The sequence below is a fragment of the Ralstonia pickettii genome (assembly GCF_030582395.1).
Taxonomy (GTDB): domain Bacteria; phylum Pseudomonadota; class Gammaproteobacteria; order Burkholderiales; family Burkholderiaceae; genus Ralstonia; species Ralstonia pickettii_D.
Genome location: NZ_CP104381.1, coordinates 1,510,294 through 1,531,249, shown reverse-complemented (window position 1 = coordinate 1,531,249; position 20,956 = coordinate 1,510,294). Strand labels below are relative to the sequence as shown.

At 65.2% G+C, this 20,956-nt stretch carries 23 protein-coding genes; 7 read left to right on the top strand and 16 right to left on the bottom strand.

Annotated features, from left to right (window positions below; all coding sequences use genetic code 11):
* Positions 1 to 14: 14 nt before the first annotated feature.
* The 5 genes from ldcA to N5B55_RS07375 all read right to left on the bottom strand — a co-directional run bounded on the left by ldcA (position 15) and on the right by N5B55_RS07375 (position 4,163).
* Positions 15 to 941 (bottom strand): muramoyltetrapeptide carboxypeptidase, encoded by a 927-nt coding sequence (ldcA, locus tag N5B55_RS07395; protein ID WP_304539632.1) that lies wholly within the window; start codon positions 939 to 941, stop codon positions 15 to 17.
* Positions 938 to 1,486, bottom strand: a complete 549-nt coding sequence (gene tadA, locus N5B55_RS07390) for a tRNA adenosine(34) deaminase TadA (RefSeq protein ID WP_304539631.1) — start codon at positions 1,484 to 1,486, stop codon at positions 938 to 940. Before tadA ends, ldcA begins: the two co-directional genes overlap by 4 nt.
* Positions 1,487 to 1,505: 19 nt before the next feature.
* Complete coding sequence (gene queD, locus N5B55_RS07385; RefSeq protein WP_304539630.1) at positions 1,506 to 1,982, bottom strand: 6-carboxytetrahydropterin synthase QueD; 477 nt, start codon at positions 1,980 to 1,982, stop codon at positions 1,506 to 1,508.
* A gap of 78 nt (positions 1,983 to 2,060) precedes the next feature.
* Positions 2,061 to 2,699, bottom strand: a complete 639-nt coding sequence (gene queE, locus N5B55_RS07380) for a 7-carboxy-7-deazaguanine synthase (RefSeq protein WP_024972929.1) — start codon at positions 2,697 to 2,699, stop codon at positions 2,061 to 2,063.
* Positions 2,700 to 2,945: 246 nt separating this feature from the next.
* Positions 2,946 to 4,163 carry an MFS transporter gene (locus tag N5B55_RS07375; protein ID WP_304539629.1) on the bottom strand — a complete coding sequence of 406 codons (1,218 nt, stop codon included), beginning with the start codon at positions 4,161 to 4,163 and terminating at the stop codon, positions 2,946 to 2,948.
* A gap of 149 nt (positions 4,164 to 4,312) precedes the next feature.
* Between N5B55_RS07375 and N5B55_RS07370 the strand changes: the two genes are divergently transcribed.
* The 4 genes from N5B55_RS07370 (at position 4,313) to N5B55_RS07355 (ending at position 8,093) form a co-directional block, all read left to right on the top strand.
* Positions 4,313 to 5,257 carry a LysR substrate-binding domain-containing protein gene (locus N5B55_RS07370; protein WP_304539628.1) on the top strand — a complete coding sequence of 315 codons (945 nt, stop codon included), beginning with the start codon at positions 4,313 to 4,315 and terminating at the stop codon, positions 5,255 to 5,257.
* A 65-nt stretch (positions 5,258 to 5,322) separates the two neighbouring features.
* Positions 5,323 to 6,021 (top strand): 2-hydroxychromene-2-carboxylate isomerase, encoded by a 699-nt coding sequence (locus tag N5B55_RS07365; protein ID WP_304539627.1) that lies wholly within the window; start codon positions 5,323 to 5,325, stop codon positions 6,019 to 6,021.
* 3 nt (positions 6,022 to 6,024) lie between these two features.
* Positions 6,025 to 6,852: an isocitrate lyase/PEP mutase family protein gene (locus tag N5B55_RS07360; protein WP_304539626.1), complete on the top strand. Its 828-nt coding sequence runs from the start codon at positions 6,025 to 6,027 to the stop codon at positions 6,850 to 6,852.
* 77 nt (positions 6,853 to 6,929) lie between these two features.
* Entirely contained in the window at positions 6,930 to 8,093 is a 1,164-nt protein-coding gene (locus tag N5B55_RS07355; RefSeq protein ID WP_304539774.1) for an MFS transporter, read from the top strand.
* On the opposite strand, the gene N5B55_RS07350 is transcribed toward N5B55_RS07355, so the two are convergent.
* On the bottom strand, positions 8,086 to 8,988 hold the full coding sequence (locus N5B55_RS07350; RefSeq protein WP_304539625.1) for a LysR family transcriptional regulator: 903 nt from the start codon (positions 8,986 to 8,988) through the stop codon (positions 8,086 to 8,088). The two genes, N5B55_RS07355 and N5B55_RS07350, sit on opposite strands and share 8 nt — an antisense overlap.
* A gap of 109 nt (positions 8,989 to 9,097) precedes the next feature.
* On the opposite strand from N5B55_RS07350, the gene N5B55_RS07345 reads away from it, so the two are divergent.
* Together N5B55_RS07345 and N5B55_RS07340 are read left to right on the top strand one after the other, a co-directional pair.
* A complete protein-coding gene (locus N5B55_RS07345) occupies positions 9,098 to 9,979 on the top strand; it encodes an MBL fold metallo-hydrolase (RefSeq protein WP_304539624.1) in 882 nt (293 codons plus the stop codon).
* 25 nt (positions 9,980 to 10,004) lie between these two features.
* Positions 10,005 to 10,700, top strand: coding sequence for a DsbA family protein (locus N5B55_RS07340; RefSeq protein WP_304539623.1), 696 nt, complete (start codon positions 10,005 to 10,007; stop codon positions 10,698 to 10,700).
* A gap of 11 nt (positions 10,701 to 10,711) precedes the next feature.
* On the opposite strand, the gene thpR is transcribed toward N5B55_RS07340, so the two are convergent.
* The 3 genes from thpR to pcaH all read right to left on the bottom strand — a co-directional run bounded on the left by thpR (position 10,712) and on the right by pcaH (position 12,886).
* Positions 10,712 to 11,296, bottom strand: a complete 585-nt coding sequence (thpR, locus tag N5B55_RS07335) for an RNA 2',3'-cyclic phosphodiesterase (protein ID WP_304539622.1) — start codon at positions 11,294 to 11,296, stop codon at positions 10,712 to 10,714.
* A gap of 145 nt (positions 11,297 to 11,441) precedes the next feature.
* Positions 11,442 to 12,137, bottom strand: coding sequence for a protocatechuate 3,4-dioxygenase subunit alpha (gene pcaG / locus N5B55_RS07330; RefSeq protein WP_304539621.1), 696 nt, complete (start codon positions 12,135 to 12,137; stop codon positions 11,442 to 11,444).
* Positions 12,137 to 12,886: a protocatechuate 3,4-dioxygenase subunit beta gene (gene pcaH / locus N5B55_RS07325; RefSeq protein WP_004626742.1), complete on the bottom strand. Its 750-nt coding sequence runs from the start codon at positions 12,884 to 12,886 to the stop codon at positions 12,137 to 12,139. The genes pcaG and pcaH overlap by 1 nt, the downstream gene beginning before the upstream one ends.
* A gap of 93 nt (positions 12,887 to 12,979) precedes the next feature.
* Here pcaH and pcaQ point away from each other — a divergent pair, with 93 nt between their 5' ends.
* Positions 12,980 to 13,924, top strand: a complete 945-nt coding sequence (gene pcaQ / locus N5B55_RS07320; protein ID WP_304539620.1) for a pca operon transcription factor PcaQ — start codon at positions 12,980 to 12,982, stop codon at positions 13,922 to 13,924.
* Between the two features lie 65 nt (positions 13,925 to 13,989).
* Here the strand turns inward: pcaQ and N5B55_RS07315 are convergent, their stop codons facing one another.
* The 7 genes from N5B55_RS07315 to N5B55_RS07285 form a co-directional block, all read right to left on the bottom strand.
* Positions 13,990 to 15,378, bottom strand: a complete 1,389-nt coding sequence (locus N5B55_RS07315) for an L-cystine transporter (protein ID WP_154208381.1) — start codon at positions 15,376 to 15,378, stop codon at positions 13,990 to 13,992.
* A gap of 236 nt (positions 15,379 to 15,614) precedes the next feature.
* Positions 15,615 to 16,670 (bottom strand): porin, encoded by a 1,056-nt coding sequence (locus tag N5B55_RS07310; RefSeq protein ID WP_178960682.1) that lies wholly within the window; start codon positions 16,668 to 16,670, stop codon positions 15,615 to 15,617.
* A gap of 55 nt (positions 16,671 to 16,725) precedes the next feature.
* Complete coding sequence (locus tag N5B55_RS07305) at positions 16,726 to 17,061, bottom strand: L-rhamnose mutarotase (protein ID WP_304539619.1); 336 nt, start codon at positions 17,059 to 17,061, stop codon at positions 16,726 to 16,728.
* Between the two features lie 7 nt (positions 17,062 to 17,068).
* Positions 17,069 to 17,845, bottom strand: a complete 777-nt coding sequence (locus N5B55_RS07300) for an SDR family oxidoreductase (protein ID WP_304539618.1) — start codon at positions 17,843 to 17,845, stop codon at positions 17,069 to 17,071.
* A 3-nt stretch (positions 17,846 to 17,848) separates the two neighbouring features.
* Positions 17,849 to 18,730 (bottom strand): amidohydrolase family protein, encoded by an 882-nt coding sequence (locus tag N5B55_RS07295; RefSeq protein ID WP_304539773.1) that lies wholly within the window; start codon positions 18,728 to 18,730, stop codon positions 17,849 to 17,851.
* A gap of 19 nt (positions 18,731 to 18,749) precedes the next feature.
* Positions 18,750 to 20,027 (bottom strand): L-fuconate dehydratase, encoded by a 1,278-nt coding sequence (locus N5B55_RS07290; protein WP_304539617.1) that lies wholly within the window; start codon positions 20,025 to 20,027, stop codon positions 18,750 to 18,752.
* 33 nt (positions 20,028 to 20,060) lie between these two features.
* Entirely contained in the window at positions 20,061 to 20,921 is an 861-nt protein-coding gene (locus N5B55_RS07285) for a fumarylacetoacetate hydrolase family protein (protein ID WP_304539616.1), read from the bottom strand.
* Between the last annotated feature and the right edge of the window lie 35 nt (positions 20,922 to 20,956).

Sequence of the window (20,956 nt, the reverse complement as noted above, 5' to 3'; positions counted from 1 at the left end):
GGATGGCCGGTGGCTTATGCCTTCAGTGTCGGATACCCCGACAAGTGCAGCGTAAAGCCCGTGGCGTCAACATCCAGCTCGGCCTGCGCGCCAATCGGCAGTGTCGCCTTGGTTGGGCAATGGCCGAACGGCAAGCCCGTGACGACCGGAATCGACAGGTGTTCGGCAAGGTAGTCGCGCATGGCGTCGAAACCATAGCCCGCGTCGTACGGCGTGGTGCGATAGCCGGAAAAATCGCCCAGCACCAGCGCCTGCTGCGCATCGAGCACGCCGGCCTGCTGCAATTGCAGCAGCATGCGCTCAACGCGATACGGATGTTCGTTGATGTCTTCAACGAAGAGGATGCCGTCGCGAATGTCCGGCAGATACGGCGTGCCGATCAAGCTGCACAGCATGGCCAGATTGCCGCCCCACAGGGTGCCCGCATAGCGGCCGGGCCGCGCGCAGCCGCTGGGTTGCGGCACATCTGCACGCAGCGCGTAGGTCGGGCTGCGCAAAATGCCCCAGAAATGCTCGACCATGAACGGGTCGACCGTCTCCAGCCCGAAGTCCGAACACACGTGCGGGCCGGCAAACGTCACGCCACCCGTGGCCGCTAGGTACGCCAGCGAAAACACGGTGAAATCGCTGTGGCCGACGATGATGGCGTTGGTGGCCTGCGCGCGGCGGCCGATGTCGATGAAGTCGATGCGGTCCAGCAAGCGCGTCAGGCCATACCCGCCGCGAATGGCCATGGCGATTTCCTGGCCGCTGCCCGTGCCGATCTGATTGAGGTCAGCCAGACGCGCCAGTTCGCCGCCGGCAAAACGCTGATGCTGCCGGCCCAGGCACTCGCGGTTGACGATCGTGCAGCCCTGCGCTTCCAACGCCGCCACGCCGCGCTCCGCGATGGCCGGATCGTTCGGGTAACCGGAAGGCGCAATCAGGCGGACAGTGGTCATGTGGCGGTTTCGTCAGGTTCGGTGGACGCCAGGCGTGCGGCCTTCTGGGTGGCGCGGCGCTCGGCGAAGAAGGCGCGCAGCATGTCGCCGCATTCCTGCGCGAGCACGCTGCCGGCGATGGCGGTCTGGTGATTCAGCCGCGTCTCGGCAAACAGGTCGAGAATGCTGCCCGCGGCGCCCGTCTTGGGGTCCGGCGCGCCGTAGACGACGCGCGCCACGCGGGCATGCAGCATGGCGCCGGCGCACATCACGCACGGCTCCAGGGTCACGAAGACTTCACAGTCTGGCAGGCGGTAGTTGCCGAGCTTCTCGGCGGCCTGGCGCAGCGCGCGCATCTCGGCATGCGCGGATGGGTCGTGCGTGCCAATCGGGGCGTTGTAGCCCACCCCGACGATTTCGTTGCCGCGCACGACCACGGCACCCACCGGCACTTCGCCTTGCCCCCACGCGAACTTGGCCTGCACGAGCGCCTGCTGCATCCAGTAGCCGTCGCGCTCATGGGCGGACATGTCGGCAGGCGGGGTGAGGACGTGCGGTGTGGTCATGCGATCCGGCGCTGTCGCATCAATCCTGTTCGTGCGGGCGCGCGAGCTTCACGTCGGCCCAGCAATTCGGGGTTTCGTACAGCACGAGCTTGGACAGGCGCAGATGGTGCCCGAACGTGTTGCGAAACACTGGCTCGAGAATGTCGAACGCGACCTGCGCGAGGTTCTCGACGGTGGGGACGTCGTTGAGCACAACGGTCTTGTGACCGCCTTCCATGTCGTTCAGGAATTCAACCAGCTTGGTATCGCCGCGATAGACGAGGAACGCGTGGTCCCAAAGGTCGACAAGATGCTTGTTGGCGAGCTGCTTGACGTCGCCAAAGTCGAGGATCATGCCGTCGTCGGGAGCCTTGTCGTTGTGCAGGACTTCGCCGGTGAGCGTGAGTTCGAGCTGATAGCGGTGCCCATGGAGGTTGCGGCACTGGCCGGCATGGCCCGGGATGCGGTGGCCGGCGTCAAATTCGAGCCGGCGCGTAATGGAAACGGTCTTGGTCATGGAGCAAGGTGGCGGCAGCGGGCGCCGCGAAACGGCTGGGACCGGCAGGAAACCGGGGACAAACTGCTGCGGCCCGCCTTAGCGGATGCCCAGCATCTTATGGGTTTGCAGCGACAGGCGCCAGCGCGGCCGGCGCTGGCACAGCTCGACGGCTGCCGCCGTATTCTGCCGGGCAAGCGGGCCGTCCATGGCCTGCAGGAAGAAATGTTGGAAATCGAGCCGTTCGTATGCGTCGAGGTCCTGCCCATCTTGCGGAATCACCACCTTCAGCTCGTCGCCGCGCGTGACGACCAGTTCGGAACCCATCTTGGGGCTCACGCACACCCAGTCGATGCCTTCCGGCACGGCGATGGTGCCGTTGGTCTCGATGGCGATTTCGAAGCCGCGTGCGTGCAGCGCGTCGATCAGCGGCTTGTCGAGCTGCAGCAGCGGCTCGCCGCCGGTGCAGATGACGAGCGGCTTGCCGCCCGTGGCGCTGGCCGGCCATTCGGCGGCAACGGTGTCGGCGAGTGCGTCGGCGGTGGTGTATTTGCCGCCTTGCGTGCCGTCCGTGCCGACGAAGTCGGTGTCACAGAACTGGCAGACGGCGGTGGCGCGATCGGCTTCGCGCCCACTCCAGAGATTGCAGCCGGCAAAGCGGCAGAAGACGGCTGCGCGGCCGGTGTTGGCACCCTCGCCTTGCAGCGTGTAGAAAATTTCCTTGACGGCGTAAGTCATGTCTGAACGGTGGCATTCACAGGAGAACGACGCAGAAGCGACGTAATTCCCGCGCAAACCGTACCAGTGCCCACTAGTGATTAACCCGATATTGTTTCACAAATCGGGCTCACGCGTCGCCCTATCGGCAGAAGGACGCCAGCGTCACAAAGGAAAACGCGCCTTCCGGCGTCAGCCACGCCGCAAAGATCAGGGCGGCGCCGGCCGCTGCCAGCGCCCAAGCCATCCATGTTTTGAACTGTGCGTTCACGCGGGTTGCGCCACCGGCGTACGCACGAGTTGGCGATCGTCGATCGGCCAGTGCAGCAGCGCGGCCACCACACCGAGCGCCATGGCGCCAAACCAGATCGCGTCGTAGGAATGCAGGTGGTCGTACACCACGCCGCCCAGCCACACCCCCAGGAACGCGCCGATCTGGTGACCAAGAAATACGAAGCCGAACAGCGTGCCGATGTAGCGCACCCCAAACACCTGCGACAGCAGCCCGTTCGTCAGCGGCACCGTCCCCAGCCACAGCAGGCCCATCACGATGGCAAACGCATACAGCGTTGCTGGCGACAGCGGGAGCAGGATGAATAGCGCAATCGCCGCCGTGCGAATCAGGTATAGCAACGACAGCAGATATTTGCGCCGGAACAGCCCGCCCAGCGCGCCGCAGTAATACGTGCCGACGATGTTGGCGGCGGCAATGAGCGCCAGCGCCACCATGCCGTGGCGGCCGGTGAGCCCCTTGTCGAGCAGATACGCCGGCATGTGCGCGCCGATAAAGGCGAGCTGGAATCCGCACGTCAGGAACCCGAGATTCAGCAGCCAGAAACCCCGGTGGGCAAAGGCCTCGCGGATGGCCGAACCCATGCTTTGCTGCGCCTGCTGCGCGGCGGCAGCCGATGTTCTCTCGCGCAGCGGCGCGGCCAGCGGCAAGAAGATCGCCATGACCCCCGCCATGACCACCAGCGCCGTCACCCAGCCGACCGTACCCAGCAGGCCCTGCGCCGTCGGCACCATCACGAACTGGCCGACACCGCCCACCGCGCCCGCTACGCCCAGCGCCCAGCTGCGCCGCCCGGGCGGCGTCAATCGGCTGATCGCGCCATACACCACGCCGAACGACGTGCCTGACAGCCCGAGCCCGATCAGTCCGCCCGCCGACAGCGTAAAGCCCAGGGGCGTGCCTGCATGTGCCATCAGCATCAGCCCAAGCGCATAGACCACGATGCCGGCAACGACCACCTTGGCCGCGCCGTAACGGTCGGCCAGCATGCCCGCGAATGGCTGTGCCGCGCCCCAGATGAGGTTTTGCAACGCGATCGCCAGGCCAAAGGTTTCGCGCGTCCAGCCGTGACCCATCGTGACGGGCACGAGGAAAAGGCCTTGCACGTGGCGGATGCCCAACGCCAAGCCGATCACCGCGCCGCCAGCCAGGACCGGCAACCACGGCGATTGCGTGAGAGATTTCGATGCCATGAGCGTTTTTTCTCCGGTGCGACTGACATTCCGGCTTCGCAAGCGTGCCGAAGGCGCGTTGGGCTGGAATGTCGTCTGATGGCTTATTAAACTTCGCCATAACCGGGTTCTCAATTGATCTTTGAGAACTCCTTGCATGAGGAAAACGCATGTCGACTCCCCTGGTTCGGTTGGCCTCCCTGGACTTGTTGCGCGGTTTCGTGGCGGTGGGCCGGCGCATGAGCATCACGCTCGCGGCCGATGATCTGTGTCTGACGCAGTCCGCCGTGAGCCGCCAGGTGTCGGCGCTCGAAGAGGCGCTGGGCGTGAAACTGCTGGTGCGCGGGCACCGCTCGATCGCGTTCACGCCCGAGGGAGAACGCCTGTTCCGCAGCGCTGACAGTGCCGTGCAGCAGTTGCAGGACGCCATCGGGGCCATCCGCGTGGCGGCCGAACGTCGGCCGGTCACGATCACGGCCAGCATCGGTGTCACCGGCCTGTGGCTGCTGCCGCGCCTGGCGCGCTTCCAGCTGCAGTACCCCGACATCGACGTGCGCGTGGCGACCAACAACCGCCTCGTCGACCTGAAGAACGAAGGGATTGAGCTTGCCATCCGGTATTGCCCACCCGGCGATGCGCCACCCGGTGCCATCCGGCTGTTTGGGGAAACCGTGGCGCCGGTTGCGCATCCGTCGCTCGGGCAGCGCTCGCTGGATTCCGCCGAGGCGCTCGCCGGCCTGACGCTGCTCGACTTTGACGACCGCGACCTGCGCCGCCCCTGGCTCCAATGGACCGACTGGCTGGCCGCCGCCGGATGGAGCCATGCCAAGCCGCGCACCGTGCTGCGCTTCAACCAGCACGACCAGATCATCCATGCGGCGGTGGCCGGCCAGGGCATCGCGCTGGGCCGTCTGGAGTTGATCGCGCCGCTGCTGGCCGACGGCCGCCTGGTCACCGTACCGACCATCGCCCCCGGTGTGCGCAACACGCATGCGTACTGGTTGATCCAATCGGAGCCGAACCCGCGACGCGACGTGCGCGATGTGGCTGCCTGGATCTGCGCTGAAGCGGCAACGCAGGCCACGCATGCATCCGGCGCATCCGAACTTGCATGAAAGGCGTTTGAACGCGTACCGCGCCCCACGTGTAATGCCGCCAACGACATCATGTTGGAGGCCGCATGGACACCCTCGCCCGCCCGCACACCGCACCCCGGCACGCCGCTTACAACGCCACATGGGAGCCGCTCGTCCCCGCGCCCACCGTCGAGTTCTGGTTCGACTTCGCGAGCAATTACAGCTACCTGAGCGTGATGCGCATCGAGGCGGCCGCAGTGCAACTTGGTGTGCAAGTCGCATGGAAACCCTTCCTGCTGGGGCCGATTTTTCAGTCACTCGGCTGGGCCAGTTCGCCGTTTGTGCTGCAACGGGCCAAAGGGCATTACGTCTGGCAGGACATGGCGCGCGAATGCGCCAAACACGACTTGCCCTGGACGCAGCCGAGCACGTTTCCGCGCGCCTCCGTCCTGCCGTTGCGGGTGTCGCTGCTCGGCGCAGACACCCCGTGGGTCGGCGCCTTTTGCCAGCGCATCATGCTGCGCAATTTCGCCCAGGACCGCGACATTCACACGCCCGAGGCCGTGGCCGAAGAGCTGACCGCGCTCGGTCTGCCTGCGGCCGCGATCCTTGCGCAGGTGCAGTCCGACGCCAGCAAGCCCCGCCTGCGCGAGCAGACGCACGCCGCGCAGATTCGTGGCATCTTTGGCGCTCCAACGTTCTTTGTCGGCGACGCGATGCTCTGGGGCAATGACCGCCTCGACGATGCACTCGCCTGTGCCGCAGCAATGCAGTCCACCCCTCGTCCACTTCAGACCGGATAGCCCATGCCGACCCAGATCGAAAAAGCCCGCGCCTTCCGCGCGCTGCATGAACGCAGCGGCACCTTCGTGATCCCGAACCCGTGGGACCCTGGCTCGGCCCGGCTGCTCGCATCGCTGGGCTTCGAAGCATTGACCAGCACCAGCGCCGGCTTTGCGTTCTCGCGCGGGCTGCCTGACTATGGCGTCGGCCGCGACACCATCCTCGCGCATGTGGCTGACTTGGCGGCCGCCACGGATGTGCCCATGGCTGCCGATCTGGAAAACGGCTTTGGCGATGCGCCGGAAACCGTGGCAGAGACCATCCGCCTGGCAGGCGCCACCGGCATCGTCGGCGGCTCGATTGAAGACGCGACGGGGCGCGCAGATGCGCCCATCTATTCGCTGGAGGCTTCGGTCGACCGCGTGCGCGCTGCGGTGGAGGCTGCGCGCGCGTTGCCGTTTCCGTTCACGCTCACCGCGCGCGCCGAAAACCACCTGCACGGTCGCAACGACCTGGCCGACACGATCCGCCGCCTGCAGGCCTTCCAGGACGCCGGCGCCGACGTGCTGTACGCCCCCGGCCTGAAAACACGCGACGAGATCGCCACCGTGCTGCGCGAGATCGACCGCCCGCTCAACGTGCTGATGGGTTTTGCCGACGGCAACTTGAGCGTGGCCGAGTTGACCGAATTGGGCGTCAAGCGCATCAGCGTAGGCGCGACGCTGGCACGCGTAGCCATGGGTGCATTCATGCGGGCGGCGGAAGAACTGCGCACCGCCGGGACGTTCAACTTTGCGCGCGATGCCGCCAGTGGAGCCAAGCTCAACGGGCTGTTTGCGCCGTTCGCCTGAGGCTTGCCGCCGGGCGATCGCAGCCGATCTTGGCATCCCCTCCAACCGACACCCAGCCGCCCGGCGGCCTGCGCCAGATGCCCGCCGGCATCTGGGTGCTCGGTTGCGTCAGCCTGCTGATGGACATCGCCTCCGAGATGATCCACAGCCTGCTGCCGTTGTTCATGGTGTCGGCGCTGGGCGCAAGCGCCCTGTCGGTCGGGGTGATCGAGGGCCTGGGAGAATCGACTGCACTCATCGTCAAGATATTCTCCGGCACGCTCAGCGACTACCTTGGCAAGCGCAAGGGCCTGGCGGTGTTCGGCTATGCGCTGGGCGCGCTGTCCAAACCGCTGTTCGCCATCGCGCCCACGGTTGGCATTGTGCTGACGGCGCGCCTGCTGGACCGCGTCGGCAAGGGCATCCGCGGGGCACCGCGTGATGCGCTGGTCGCCGACATTGCCCCGTCCGCGTTGCGCGGCGCGGCCTTCGGGCTGCGGCAGTCGCTCGATACCGTGGGTGCATTTCTGGGGCCGCTTCTGGCGGTGGGTCTGATGCTGCTGTGGGCGGATGATTTTCGCGCCGTGTTCTGGGTGGCCGTGGTGCCAGGGCTGCTCTCTGTTGCGCTGCTGATGTTCGGCCTGCGCGAGCCCGAAACCCACAACGGTGCCCGCCGCACCAACCCGATCCGCCGCGACAATCTGCAGCGGCTGAACAGCGCGTACTGGTGGGTGGTGATGATCGGCGCGGTCTTCACGCTCGCGCGGTTTTCCGAAGCGTTCCTGGTGCTGCGGGCACAGCAAGGCGGCATTCCTCTGGCGCTGGTGCCGCTGGTCATGGTGGCGATGAACATCGTCTATGCGCTGGCGGCGTATCCGTTCGGCACGCTCTCTGACCGCATGAGCCACACGAAGCTGCTCGCGCTTGGGCTGGTGGTATTGATTGCCGCCGATGTGGTGCTCGGCCTGTCCGCTCACTGGAGCGTGGTCGTCGCAGGCGTGGCGCTGTGGGGCGTGCATATGGGCATTACGCAGGGCTTGCTCGCAACCATGGTCGCTGATACCGCACCGGCCGATTTGCGCGGCACGGCGTACGGCATGTTCAACCTGGTGAGCGGACTGGCCATGCTAGCGGCCAGCGTTCTTGCAGGGCTGCTGTGGGACAAGCTTGGCGCAGCCGCAACATTCCACGCGGGTGCGGTGTTTTGCGTGCTGGCATTGGGCTTATTGGCAATGCGAGGAAAGTCTTCCGGGATCACGTGACGTTCGGCTGCGCCCTGAACCAGTCCACCAGAAAATCCAGCATCGCCCGCAGCGCCGCCGGCATCTGCCTGCGCGAGCTGTACACGCCGTGAATGCCCAGCGCCTGCGGCACGTGGTCCGGCAACAAACGCACGAGTTGCCCGCTGGCGATCAGCGGCGCGGCAGCAAACACGGGCTGCAACGCAACGCCCGCGCCCTCTCGCGCCGCCGCCAGCAGCACCATCGATTCATTCGCACTCAGATTGCCGCCCACCGGCACGTCCGACGGCGCGCCCGTCTTCGCCTCGGTGAACTTCCACAGGCTTTTGCCGAAGTACGTATACGTAAGGCAGTTGTGAACGGCCAGGTCTTGCACGCGGCGCGGCGTACCGTGCGCGGCCAGGTAAGACGGTGCCGCCACCACGACGGATTCGCACATGCCCAGCGGCCGCGCAATCAGGTTCGGATCAAGGTCGTTGGTGATGCGCACGGCCAGGTCGATGCGTTCTTCCACGAGGTTGATGGTGCGGTTGTCGACCACCAGATCGACGGCCGTTTGCGGATAGCGCCGCAGGTAGGCCGTCACCGCCGCGCTCAACGTCTGCTGCGCCAGGGACTGCGCGCAGGCAATGCGCAGGAGCCCGCGCGGCGTATCGGCTTCTGGGCCATCCGCCACGGCCATCTGTGAAGCGATTTCCAGCATCTGGCGGCAGCGTGCAAGCGTGGCCTCGCCGGCGGGTGTCAGGCCGATGCGGCGCGTCGTTCGATGCAGCAGCCGCGCGCCGGACCACGCCTCCATCTGCGCCAGATAGCGCGTGACCATCGCGCGCGACATGTCGAGCGCTTCGGCGGCGGCGCTCAGGCTGCCGCGCTCGACAATCGCCACAAACACTTCGGCCGACGTGATGCGATCCATATTTGATCGAATGGAGAAACAAATATGCGCATCTTAGGTGGTTTTTTGATCGAATCAAGCAACCTACAGTGGCGACATTGCACGCATTTCATCCGACTGGAGAACCCCGATGTCCCTGCTCCGCACGTTGCTTGCCGCCGGCCTTGTCAGCGCCGGTCCTGTTGCCCACGCTGCCGCGCCGGCGCCATTGCATCTTGAGGTTTACAACCCCGGTGCCAAGGGCATCTTCCCGGTGTCGTCGGAAATCATCAGCGGTGCGCACGAAGCCATCCTGATTGACGCGCAATTCCAGCGCAGCGATGCGGAAGCCCTCGTGCAGAAACTCAAGGCCAGCGGCAAGACGCTCACCACCGTCTACATCAGCCAGAGCGATCCGGACTATTACTTCGGGCTCGATGTCATCCGTGCGGCATTCCCGCGAGCGAAGATCGTCGCCACCCCGCAGACCGTTGCGGCCATCAAGGCATCGATGGACGGCAAGCTCGCCTACTGGGGCCCGATCCTGAAGGACAACGCGCCCAAGACGCTCGTGCTGCCCGACGTGCTGAACGCCGACCACCTCACGCTGGAAGGCCGCACCATCGAGATCAAGGGACTGAACGGCCCGGACGCGGCACGCACGTATCTGTGGATCCCTTCGATCAAGACCGTGGCCGGCGGCGTGGTCGTCAACAGCGGCGACCACGTTTGGGTGGCCGACACGCAGACGCGCGAATCGCGCCTGGGCTGGTTGCAGACGCTGGACAACATCACAGCGCTCAAGCCGACGACCGTAGTGCCCGGTCACTTCACGGGTGCAATGCCAAAGGGGCTGGACGCGGTACGCTTTACGGCGGACTACCTGAAGACCTTCGAACTGCAAGCTGCAAAGGCCGACAGCTCGGCGGAGCTGATCAAGGCGATGAAGGCGGCGTATCCGACGCTGGGTGGAGATGCATCGCTGGAACTGAGCGCGAAGGTCATCAAGGGCGAAATGAAGTGGCCGCAGTAAGCTGGTCTGCCACCGAGGAAACAACATGACGACGTTGCATTACATCTACGACCCGCTGTGCGGCTGGTGCTACGGTGCCGCACCGCTGGTGGAGGCCGCGCGCACGGTGTCGGGCCTCACGATTGCCTTCCACGGCGGCGGCATGCTTGCCGGCCCGAATCGCCGTACGGTCACGCCCCAATGGCGCGACTATGTGATGCCGCACGACCACCGCATTGCCGAGTTGACCGGCCAGCCATTCGGCGAGCCCTACTTTAAAGGTCTGTTGCGCGACACCACGGCAGTGATGGATTCGGAGCCGCCCATTACGGCGGTCCTTGCGGCGGAGGCGCTCGGCGGCTGCGGGCTCGACATGATCCATCGCGTTCAACGCGCGCATTACGAAGAAGGCCGGCGCATTGCCGATGCGGCGGTACTGCGCGAGCTCGCAGCAGAGATCGGCCTATCCCCCGAAGCATTCGACGCGGAATACGCGCGACAGACCGGCGCGCTCACGCAGCAGCACATCGCGCAGAGCCGGCAATGGCTCGACCGTGTTGGCGGACAGGGTTTTCCGACGTTTGCGCTGGAAGATGCGGATGGCCAACTGGGCATCATCGACATCGGCCCGTGGCTTGGCAAGCCGGAATCCTGGGTGCAGGCGCTGACACAGCACATCGGCACGCTTGCCCCTGCGAGCGAAGCCGATGGCCCCGTCTGCGGCCCGGACGGCTGTGCGTAACGACGTGGCGCTCAGCCTTTGAGCGCCCAGCGGCCGAGTTCGTCGTAGCGCGTCTTGCCGAGCCAGCTATGGATGAAAGCGAACTCGCGTACGGTCCAAGTGATGGGCTCGACTGCCTTCGCCGCAAAGCCTCCGCGGTCATACAACAGTGTAATGTGCGGCTTGAACGGCCCGCGCTGCACCGGCACTGCAGCATGCTCGAGCGCCTCGCCGAGCGCGGCCTGAAACGCCATCAGGCCGCCCACGCCCTCATCGCCCAGCAACACAAACGGCCGATGATCGCGCCGGCCATGCAGGCTTACCACCTGGTTGAACGTGGCGTCGAACGCGGGCATGGCCAGGCTGTCTGCCGCTGCACGCACACGCGCCACGACATCCTCAGGCGGCAGATGAACGAAATCGCCCAGATGATGCAGCGTGACATGCAGGCGCTCTGTACGCAGCGCCTTGCCCTTGAAACCCACGACGGGCCGCAATTGCTGGATCAGCCGCGCGATGCGCTCGGCGGTATCCACGTCAGGCTTGATCGCCAGAAACAGGCGATGCGCGGGCAATTGCGGGGTGGCTTCGAATCCGGGAAGGGTGAGCTGGGTCACGGCAGGGTCGTCAAACGCCGGGCTGGCGATCCACCCATTATCGACGCCCGCATGACGTCACGCTGAAAGTCTCGATGGCGGCGAAAAAAACAACGCCCGACGGGGCGAACCTGCCGGGCGTGGCCTCTCGGATGTGATGCCGCGATCAGATATCGAAGAACACTGTCTCCGCGCCGCCATCCGGCGTGTCTTGCAAGCGTACGTCGAAGGTGTAGACCACCTCGCCGTTACGCTCGCTGCGCTGTGCAATCAGCGTCTTGCGGCGCACTTCCCACTCGATGCCATTCAGCACCGGGTCCGTGCCGTTGGCTGCGGCCTCATCGCTGAAGTACACGCGCGTATGCAGGCCGAGGTTGATGCCGCGCGCAAACAGGATCATGCAGATGTGCGGTGCCTGCGTGGTACCGCTGCGGCCGGCCACGGCGCCCGGCTTGATGGTATCGAAACGATAGACGCCCGTATCGAAATCCGCCCCGGCGCGGCCCCAGCCACGGAATGCCGGGTCGACAGGTTTATCTTGTCGATCGGCCGGATGGGCGTATTTGCCGTCGGCATTGGCTTGCCAGATCTCGATCAGCACATCGCGCACGAGCGAGCCCGAGCCATCGTAGACGCGGCCTTCCAGCGCGATGCGTTCGCCGCGTGTGGCGGGCGTCGTCAGGACGCTGCCGAATTCCTTGTTGTAGATGTCGAAGCCGGCCTGGCGCGGTGCAAGGCCAATGTGCACGTAGGGGCCGCCCGTCTGCGAAGCGGTCTCGTTGAAATGCGCGAACGGCGGCGTTGTCGTCATGGCCGTTGCCTGCGCACGTTCGATCGATTCACGCAGTGTGGTCGTGGTCATCACTTGGCTCCTTGCAGGGCGGGCACGGCGTTTTCGAAATGCGTGGCACGGCGGCCGCGCAGCGTGATGTCGAAGCGGTAGCAGCGGCTGTCAAGCGGCACGTGGTTGGCCGTGTCGTGCAGCGCGATCAGACCGCGCACCTGCTCTTCGCTCGGGATGGTCTTGATGATCGGGCACTGCGCGATCATCGGGTCGCCCTCGAAGTACATCTGCGTGATCAGGCGCTGGGCCCAGCCATCGCCCGAGAGCGAGTAATGGATGTGCGACGGGCGCCAGTCGTTGATGCGGTTGCGCCACGGATACGGGCCCGGCTTGATGGTGCGATAGACGTAGTAACCGTTGGCATCCGTCAGCATGCGGCCGCAGCCGCCAAAGTTCGGGTCGATCGGCGCGATGTACTGGTCTTTCTTGTGGCGGTAGCGGCCGCCGGCGTTGGCCTGCCACACCTCCACCAGCGCGTTCGGCACGGGGCGGCCGAACTCGTCGCGCACGTAGCCGTGAACGATGATGCGCTCGCCGATCGGCAAGCCTTCCTTGGCGTAGTTGAGGATCAGATCGTTGTCGAGCGCGCCCAGGTCGTCGGCATGGAACACCGGAGCGGTGGTCTCGGACAGCGTATTCAGAGTGGAGATGAGCGCGTTGCGCGGCGAGCGCAGCACGCTGGTCTTGTAGCCGGGAGTGAGTGCGGGCGGGTGCTGCGCGGTGTCGCGCTGGGCGAATTCGCCGGTGCCGGAAAGCGGCAGGGTCATGGGGCGTCTCCTTATGAAATCGTCCAGAGACTGTATCGCCGACAAAAAGTGAAGTAAATTGACTTCTTATCGGAAAATCGATAACTCCACGTTATGGAAAGTACCTTCTCAGTGGACTTGCCGTCCCGCATCCGCTTTCGCCATCTGAGCTGCTTTGTCGCCATCGCGCAGGAGCGCAATCTCCGGCGCGCCGCCGAACGTTTGCATCTGAGCCAGCCGGCGGTATCGAAAACGCTGGGCGAACTGGAAGCGCTTGCCGGTGTGCAACTCGTGGAACGCGGCCGGCAAGGCGCACGGCTCACCGCGGCCGGCGAGCAATTCCTTCGGCATGCAGTGGGCGTGACGCAGGCGCTGGAATCGGCCACCGCCGCGCTGATGGGATCGACGGACGCTTCCGCGCCGGTCGTGCATGTGGGCGCCCTGCCGACGGTGGCCAGCAGCCTCCTGCCGCAGGCGATTGCCCGCCTGCACACACAGCGCCCGCATGCCGGCGTGCGGCTGCGCACCGGCACCAATGTCGAGCTGCTGACCGCGCTCAAGGCCGGCGAACTCGATTTCATCGTCGGGCGCATGGCCGAGCCCGACCGCATGCAGGGGCTGTCGTTCGAGTTGCTGTATGCAGAGCCGCTGGCGCTGGTCGTGCGGCCCGGGCATCCGCTGCTGACGCTGCCGGGCGCGTCGGCCTCGCTGCAGGCGGTGCTGGATTACCCGCTGGTGATCGCCACGCCGGGCACGGTGCCGCGCCATCACACCGAAGCGCTGTTCCAGACGCACGGGCTGCGCTTGCCGGCGGGCGTGACGGAAACGCTTTCGGTGTCCGTCGCACGGTTGCTGGCGTGCCGATCCGATGCGGTGTGGATCACCCCCGAGCGCGCAGCGGGCGACGACATGGCGCACGGTCAACTTGCCCGTCTGAACATTGCCACGTCGGGCACCAAGGAACCCGTCGGCCTGCTGCGCAGAAGCGCCGCCACGCCCAGCGAACTGGCCAGCGCGTTCATGGAACTGCTAACCGAGCTGGCGCAGACGCCCGACTGAGCCGCCCTGCGCTCAAAAAAAAAATGCCGACCCCATGGCCGGCATTTTTTATTTCGACGCGCAGATCAGCGGTGTGCCATCTCCACGTCATCGGCAGCATCGAAGACACTGCGATCGGTCTGCCCGAGCAACTGGCTGGTGATCGTCCCGGCGGTCATCGAGCCGTTGACGTTGAGCGCGGTACGGCCCATGTCGATCAGCGGTTCGATGGAGATCAGCAGTGCCACGAGCGTCACCGGCAAGCCCATCGCCGGCAGCACGATCAACGCTGCAAACGTGGCGCCGCCGCCCACACCCGCCACGCCCACCGAGCTGAGCGTGACCACCGCCACGAGCGTTGCAATCCATACAGGATCGAACGGGTTGATGCCCACGGTGGGCGCCACCATCACTGCCAGCATGGCGGGATACAGGCCCGCGCAGCCGTTCTGGCCAATGGTCGTGCCAAACGATGCGGCGAAACTGGCAATCGATTCCGGCACACCAATGCGCCGCGTCTGCGCCTCGATGCTCAGCGGAATGGTCGCGGCACTGGACCGGCTCGTGAACGCGAACGACAGCGCCGGCCAGACCTTGCGGAAGAAGCGGAGCGGATTGATGCCATTAAGCGTGAGCAGCACAGCATGCACGCCGAACATGATGGCCAGGCCCAGGTAAGACGCCACGACGAACCCCCCGAGCTTGATGATGTCCTGCACGTTGGACACGGCCACCACGTTCGTCATGAGCGCCAGCACGCCGTAAGGGGTCAGGCGAATGACGAGCCGCACAAGCTTCATCACCCAGGCCTGCGCGGTGTCGATGGCGGTCAGCACGCGCTCGCCTTTTACCGCATCATCCTTCAGCAGGTTCAACGCAGCCACGCCCAGGAACGCCGCGAAGATCACCACGCCGATGATGGACGTCGGCTTGGCGCCGGTCAGCTCGGCAAAGGGGTTCTTCGGAATGAAGGACTGCACCAGCTGCGGCACCGACAGGTCGGCCACCTTGCCGACATAGTTGTCCTGGATGGCGGTCAGCCGGGCGGTTTCCTGCGCGCCCTGCACCAGTCCTTGCGCCGTCAGCCCAAACAGGTGCGTGACGAACACGCCGACCAGCGCTGAAATGAGCGTTGTGAGCAGCAACGTGCCGATCGTCAGCACGCTGATCTTGCCGAGCGACGCCGTGCTGTTGAGCTTGGCCACCGAGTTCAGCACTGACACCAGCACGAGCGGCATGACGATCATCTGCAGCAACTGAATGTAGCCGCCGCCAACGATGCTGAACCACGAGATCGACTGCTTGAGCGTCGCGCTGTCGTCACCATAGATCAGGTGCAGCGCCAGTCCGAACAGGATGCCCAGCACCATGCCCAGCAGCACACGCTTGGCCAGACTCCAGCTCGCGTTCACACGGCCGAGGGCGATCAGGATGACGACGAACGTCGCGATATTGAGTAAGAGCGGAAGGTTCATGTTGCTTGGGTGCCGCACGCAGCGATCGAAAATCGAGCGGGCATCTTACGCCAGTTGCACAAAGGTTGCCGAGGCACGAAGCGCATCGCAAGTGCGGCTCGATCTGCAGCAGATCCGCTCGCAACGGCCATTCCCGCCGTCCACACATGCACTCCAAAAAAGAAAAAAACCCGCACTTGTGCGGGCTGACAAGGAGCCGAGCGATCAGGAGGTCACGCTCAGTCAGAAGCCAGACGTCAGAACGAGTGAACGATACCCGTATAGGCGCCCAGCTGGTTCTTGCCCGGGGCCGGGTTGTTGTTGGTCGCTTCCACCGAGAAGTTGGCGGTGGCGCTGTTCTGCACGGTGCCCACGCTCGCGTACAGCATCGTGCGCTTGGACAGGTTGTAGTTCGCGCCGGCCATGAACAGGTTGGCGTTGCCGCCGCCGTGGTTCACGTTCACGCGATAGGCCGCGCCGATGAGCGTCAACGCAGGCGTGACTTCGTAATTGATGCCCAGCCAATAATGGTTGGCCTTGGTCGGGGCGCCCGCTGCGGCATCCGGGGCCGACAGGTTTTCATACACCGCAAACAGCTTCGCCTTGCCGATCGTGTACGTACCGCCGAAGGTCGCTTCCTTCGAGAAGTTGAAGATGTCGCTGAACTTGCCATTGCCGTCGCGGATTACGTCGTAAATCGCGCGCACTTCCAGCGGACCGGCGGAGTAGACGGCGGATACGCCATCGCGCCGGCTGTTCGTGAAGGAGCCCGGCTGCTCGCCCAGCCCGGTCTGCAGACCGATCTGGAAGCCGCCCCAGGTCGGGCTTTGATATTCGACGATGTTGTTGGCACCCGGCCAGTTGCGCCCGCGCACGAGCGTGGCCGAGCCGATGAACTGCTGGCCGGTCGGGTCGAGGAACCAGACGTCGTTGCTGATGAAGAGGTTCTTGCCGGCCGTCAACGTGCCCCAGGTCGGGCTGGACAGGCCGACGTACGAACGGCGGTTGAAGAGCGCATCGCCGTTGGTTTTGCCCTGTGCTGCGCCAAAGCCGGACTCGAGCCGGAAGACCGCCTGCAGACCACCGCCGAGATCCTCCTTGCCCATGAACCCGAACATGCTGGTCCCCCACTGGTTGTCGGCGGCGCGCCAGAGGCTGCCGCCCGGCGCGGTCGCGGTGGGGGCGACGTTGTTCTGATAGTCGATGCCGCTGGCGACGCGGCCGTACAGCGTGACGCTGGTTTGTGCATGCGCGGCGCCAGCCGCCGCGCATATGACTGCCGCACACAGCGGCAAGGTTGCTCGTTTTTTCATTGTCATCTCCTCTCTGGTGTCATGCCGGCCACGGCCGGAATTGCTGCTACTGCGGTTACTGCTGCAAATCGAAGATCCGGCGCATCGGTGTCCACTTCTGCCCTGCGGGGGTCCACGGCGTCGGAGCCTGGAACTGCCACATCAGCGCTTCCCATTCGCGGATCTTCGGGTCCGTTTCGATGGCAAGCGCCATGCGCTCGGCGTTGTAGATGGCATCGTCGGTTTCCATGAGCATCACCATGCGGGTGCCCAGGCGATAGATCTCCATGCCGGTCACGCCGTGCTCGCGCAGGTGCCGCGCGACCTCCGGCCAGATGCGTTGATGGTGGGCTTCATACGTGGCGATGAGCGCCGCGTCGTCTTTCAGATCCAGTGCAAGGCAGTAGCGCATGGCAGCCTCACGTCAGGGCGCGGTCGAGGTGCGTGTAGCCACCGTCGACAAACAGCCACTGGCCCGTCGTGTGCGAGGCGTGCGCGGAGAGCAGGAAGACCGTGGTGCTCGCAATCTCGTCGGCGGTGGTCATGCGTTGGCCGAGCGGAATCTTCGATGTAATCGCCGCGAGCTTGGCATCGGGGTTGTCGAACGTGGCGATCCAGCGTTCATACAGCGGCGTCAGGACCTCGGCCGGAATGACCGCGTTGACGCGCACGCCGTCCGCCGCCAGCGACGCCGCCCATTCGCGCGTGAGCGACAGTTGGGCACCCTTCGCGGCGGTGTACCCGCTCGTATTGCCCTGCCCCGTCAGCGCCGTTTTCGATGAGATATTGACGATGGCGCCTCGGCTCGCCTTCAGGTGCGGCAGGCACAGATGTGCCATCACGTAGTAATGGATAAGGTTCCTTTCCAGCGACCGCACAAAGGCGTCGCGGCCCGCGTCCAGGCCCACGCTGTCGTTGATGCCAGCGTTGTTGACGAGTCCATCGATACGCCCGAACGCGCGCACGGTGTCATCCACCATGCCGCGGCAGTCGACCTCATCTTCCAGGTCGAACTGGAAGAAGCGCGCCTTCGGCTGGCGACGCATCAGTTCAGCCTCAAACGCAGGCGCCATCGGGCTCTTGCCGCAGATGACGGGAATGGCCCCCTCTTCCGCCAGTTGCAGCGAGATGGCTGCGCCAATGCCGGCCGCCCCGCCCGTGACGATGATGACTTTGTCTTGCAGTTGCAAATCCATGGTTCAAGCCTTGAGTTGCAGGTTGTAGCAGCGGGTGGCGTTGCCGCCCCAGAGGTCAGTCCGTTCCGTGGCGCTGAGCCGCTCTTCGGCCCAGACGCGCAGCACGTCGGCCACCGTGCCGTACGAGGCCGCCAATTGGCAGACGGGCCAATCCGAGCCGAACATCACGCGGCTCGGGCCGAACACGTCGAGAGCCACGTCCAGGCACTGGCGTGCGTGCTGCACGTCGCGCGCCGTCACGCCCGTTCGCCAGTCGGCTTCGGTCAGCAAGCCGGAAAGCTTGCACGCGACATGCGGCATGTCCTTGAGCGGCGCAAGCGCGGCCCGCCAACGCGCCAGGGCTTGCGCGTCACGCTCGAACGCTTCCAGCGGGGGCTTGCCAAGGTGATCGAGCACCAGCCAGTGGTGATCGTGCCGGCCGCAGAATTCCACGGCGGGTTCCAGTTGGTGGCCAAACACCAGCACGTCGTACGTGTAGCCCCAAAGCTGCAGCAGCGCGACGCCGCGCTCGAATGCGGGCTCCGTCAAAAATGCCGCGACGTCCGGTTCGTCCTGCACGGTGTGCCGGTAGCCGACCAGCTTGTGCTGACCGCTCCTGGCTTCGAGGCGGGCCTCAAGATCGGTGCCATGCAAATCTTCCCAGCCGACCACGCCGACAATCCAGTCGTGCGCAGCAGCAAGGTCGAGCAGGAAATCCGTCTCCTCCCGCACACCGCGCGCCTGCACGGCAATCGCGGCATCCAGGCGTTGCGCCCGAAGCTCTGGCAGCAGGTCGTCAGGCAGGCGGTCTTCGGCAAGGGCCTCCATGCCGGGGCCAATCCACGAATACGCTTCGGGGCGATAGCGCCAGAAGTGCTGGTGCGCGTCTATTCGCAGCGGGGGCAGCGCAGGGTCCGTCATCGCATCAACCCCGGAAGCGGTATTGCTCAAGCGATGCCGGTTTCATCGTGATGGAGAAACCGGGAGCCTGCGGCGGCAGATAGGCGGCATTGCGCACCACGCACGGATCGACAAAGTGCTCGTGCAGATGGTCGACGTACTCGACCACGCGGCCTTCACGCGTGCCCGATACGCAGATGTAGTCGATCATCGACAGATGCTGCACGTACTCGCACAGGCCCACGCCGCCCGCATGCGGGCATACCGGCAAGCCGTACTTGGCGGCCAGCAGCAGCACGGCCAGGATCTCGTTCACGCCACCCAGCCGGCACGCATCGATCTGCACAACGTCAATTGCGCCGCGCATGATGAACTGTTTGAAGAGAATGCGGTTCTGGCACATCTCGCCAGTCGCCACCTTGACGGGCGCAATCGCTTCGCGCACCTTGCGATGGCCTTCCACGTCGTCCGGGCTGGTCGGCTCTTCAATGAACCAGGGCTTGGCGAAACCAAGTTCGCGCACCCAGTCGATGGCCTCCTTGACTTCCCAGACCTGGTTGGCGTCGATCATCAATTCGCGGTCCGGCCCGAGCACTTCGCGGGCGATGGAAACGCGGCGAATGTCGTCCTTCAGATTACGCCCCACCTTGAGCTTGATATGGCGGAAACCGCTGTCGACGGCCTCGCGGCAGAGGCGGCGCAGCTTGTCGTCGTCGTAGCCGAGCCAGCCGGCGGAGGTGGTGTAGCACGGGTAGCCTTCCTGCTCCAGCGTGCGGATGCGCGCGGCCTTGCCGGGCGCCTGCTTGCGCAGCAGCTCCAGCGCTTCTTCGGGCGTGATGCCGTCGGTGATGTAGCGGAAGTCGATGCAGCGCACGAACTCTTCGGGCGTGAGATCGGCCACCAGCCGCCAGAGCGGCTTGCCCTCGGCCTTGGCCCACAGATCCCACGCCGCATTGACGACGGCGCCCGTCGCCAGATGAATGGCACCCTTGTCCGGGCCGATCCAGCGCAACTGGCTGTCGGACGTGACATGCCGCCAAAAGCGGCCCATGTCCTCACGAATCCAGTCGAGGTCCAGCCCTTCCACCAGATGACGCATCGCCGCGATGGCGGCGCAGCACACCTCGTTGCCGCGACCGATCGTGAAGGTCAGGCCATGGCCCTCCAGGCCCGGCTGGTCAGTCTCCAGGATCACGTAGGCCGCGGAGTAATCCGGGTCCGGGTTCATCGCGTCGGAGCCGTCGAGATGCTGCGAAGTCGGAAAGCGCACGTCCAGCACGCGCAGGGATCGGATGATGGTCATGGGTATCGGTTCGGGATTGCGAATTGCGAGACGTCAGCCTTGTGCGTCCACCGTCCGCTGGCGCTGCTCGCCCAGACCCTCGATGCCCAGCCGCATGGTCTGGCCGGCACGCAGATAGACCGGCGGTTTCTGCCCCAACCCCACGCCCGGCGGTGTGCCGGTGGAAATCACGTCGCCCGGCTGCAGGCTCATGAAGCGGCTCAGGTAGCTTACGAGATGCGCCACGCCAAACACCATGGTCGACGTCGATCCGTTCTGGTAGCGATGCCCATCCACCTCCAGCCACAGATGCAGCGCCTGCGGGTTGGGCACCTCGTCTGCGGTGACGAGCCACGGGCCGATGGGACCGAACGTGTCGCAACCCTTGCCCTTGTCCCATGTGCCGCCGCGCTCGAGCTGGTACTCGCGCTCCGACACATCGTTGATGACACAGTAGCCCGCCACATGCGCGAGCGCATCGGCCTCGCTGATGTACCGGCCGCCCTTGCCGATCACGACGCCAAGCTCGACCTCCCAATCGGTCTTGACCGAGCCGCGCGGGATTTGCACATCGTCGTCCGGGCCGCAGATGGCGCTGGTCCATTTGCCGAAGACGACCGGCTCGGCTGGCACCTCGGCACCGGTTTCGGCGGCGTGGTCGGAGTAGTTCAGGCCGATGCAGATGAACTTGCCGACGTTGCCCACGCAGGCGCCAAGGCGCAGACCCGCTTGCGGCGTGCCATCGACGATGGGCAGGCGGCTGATGTCGAGCGTGCGCAGGTGAGCGAGGCTCTCGGGCAGCAGCGCCGCGCCGCCAATGTCGTCAATCACGGCCGACAGGTCGCGCACTTGCCCTTGCGCATCGAGCAGGCCGGGCTTTTCCTGGCCCTTGAGGCCGTAGCGGAGGAGTTTCATCGTGTTGTCTTCGTGAACTGCAATCAATCAAACCG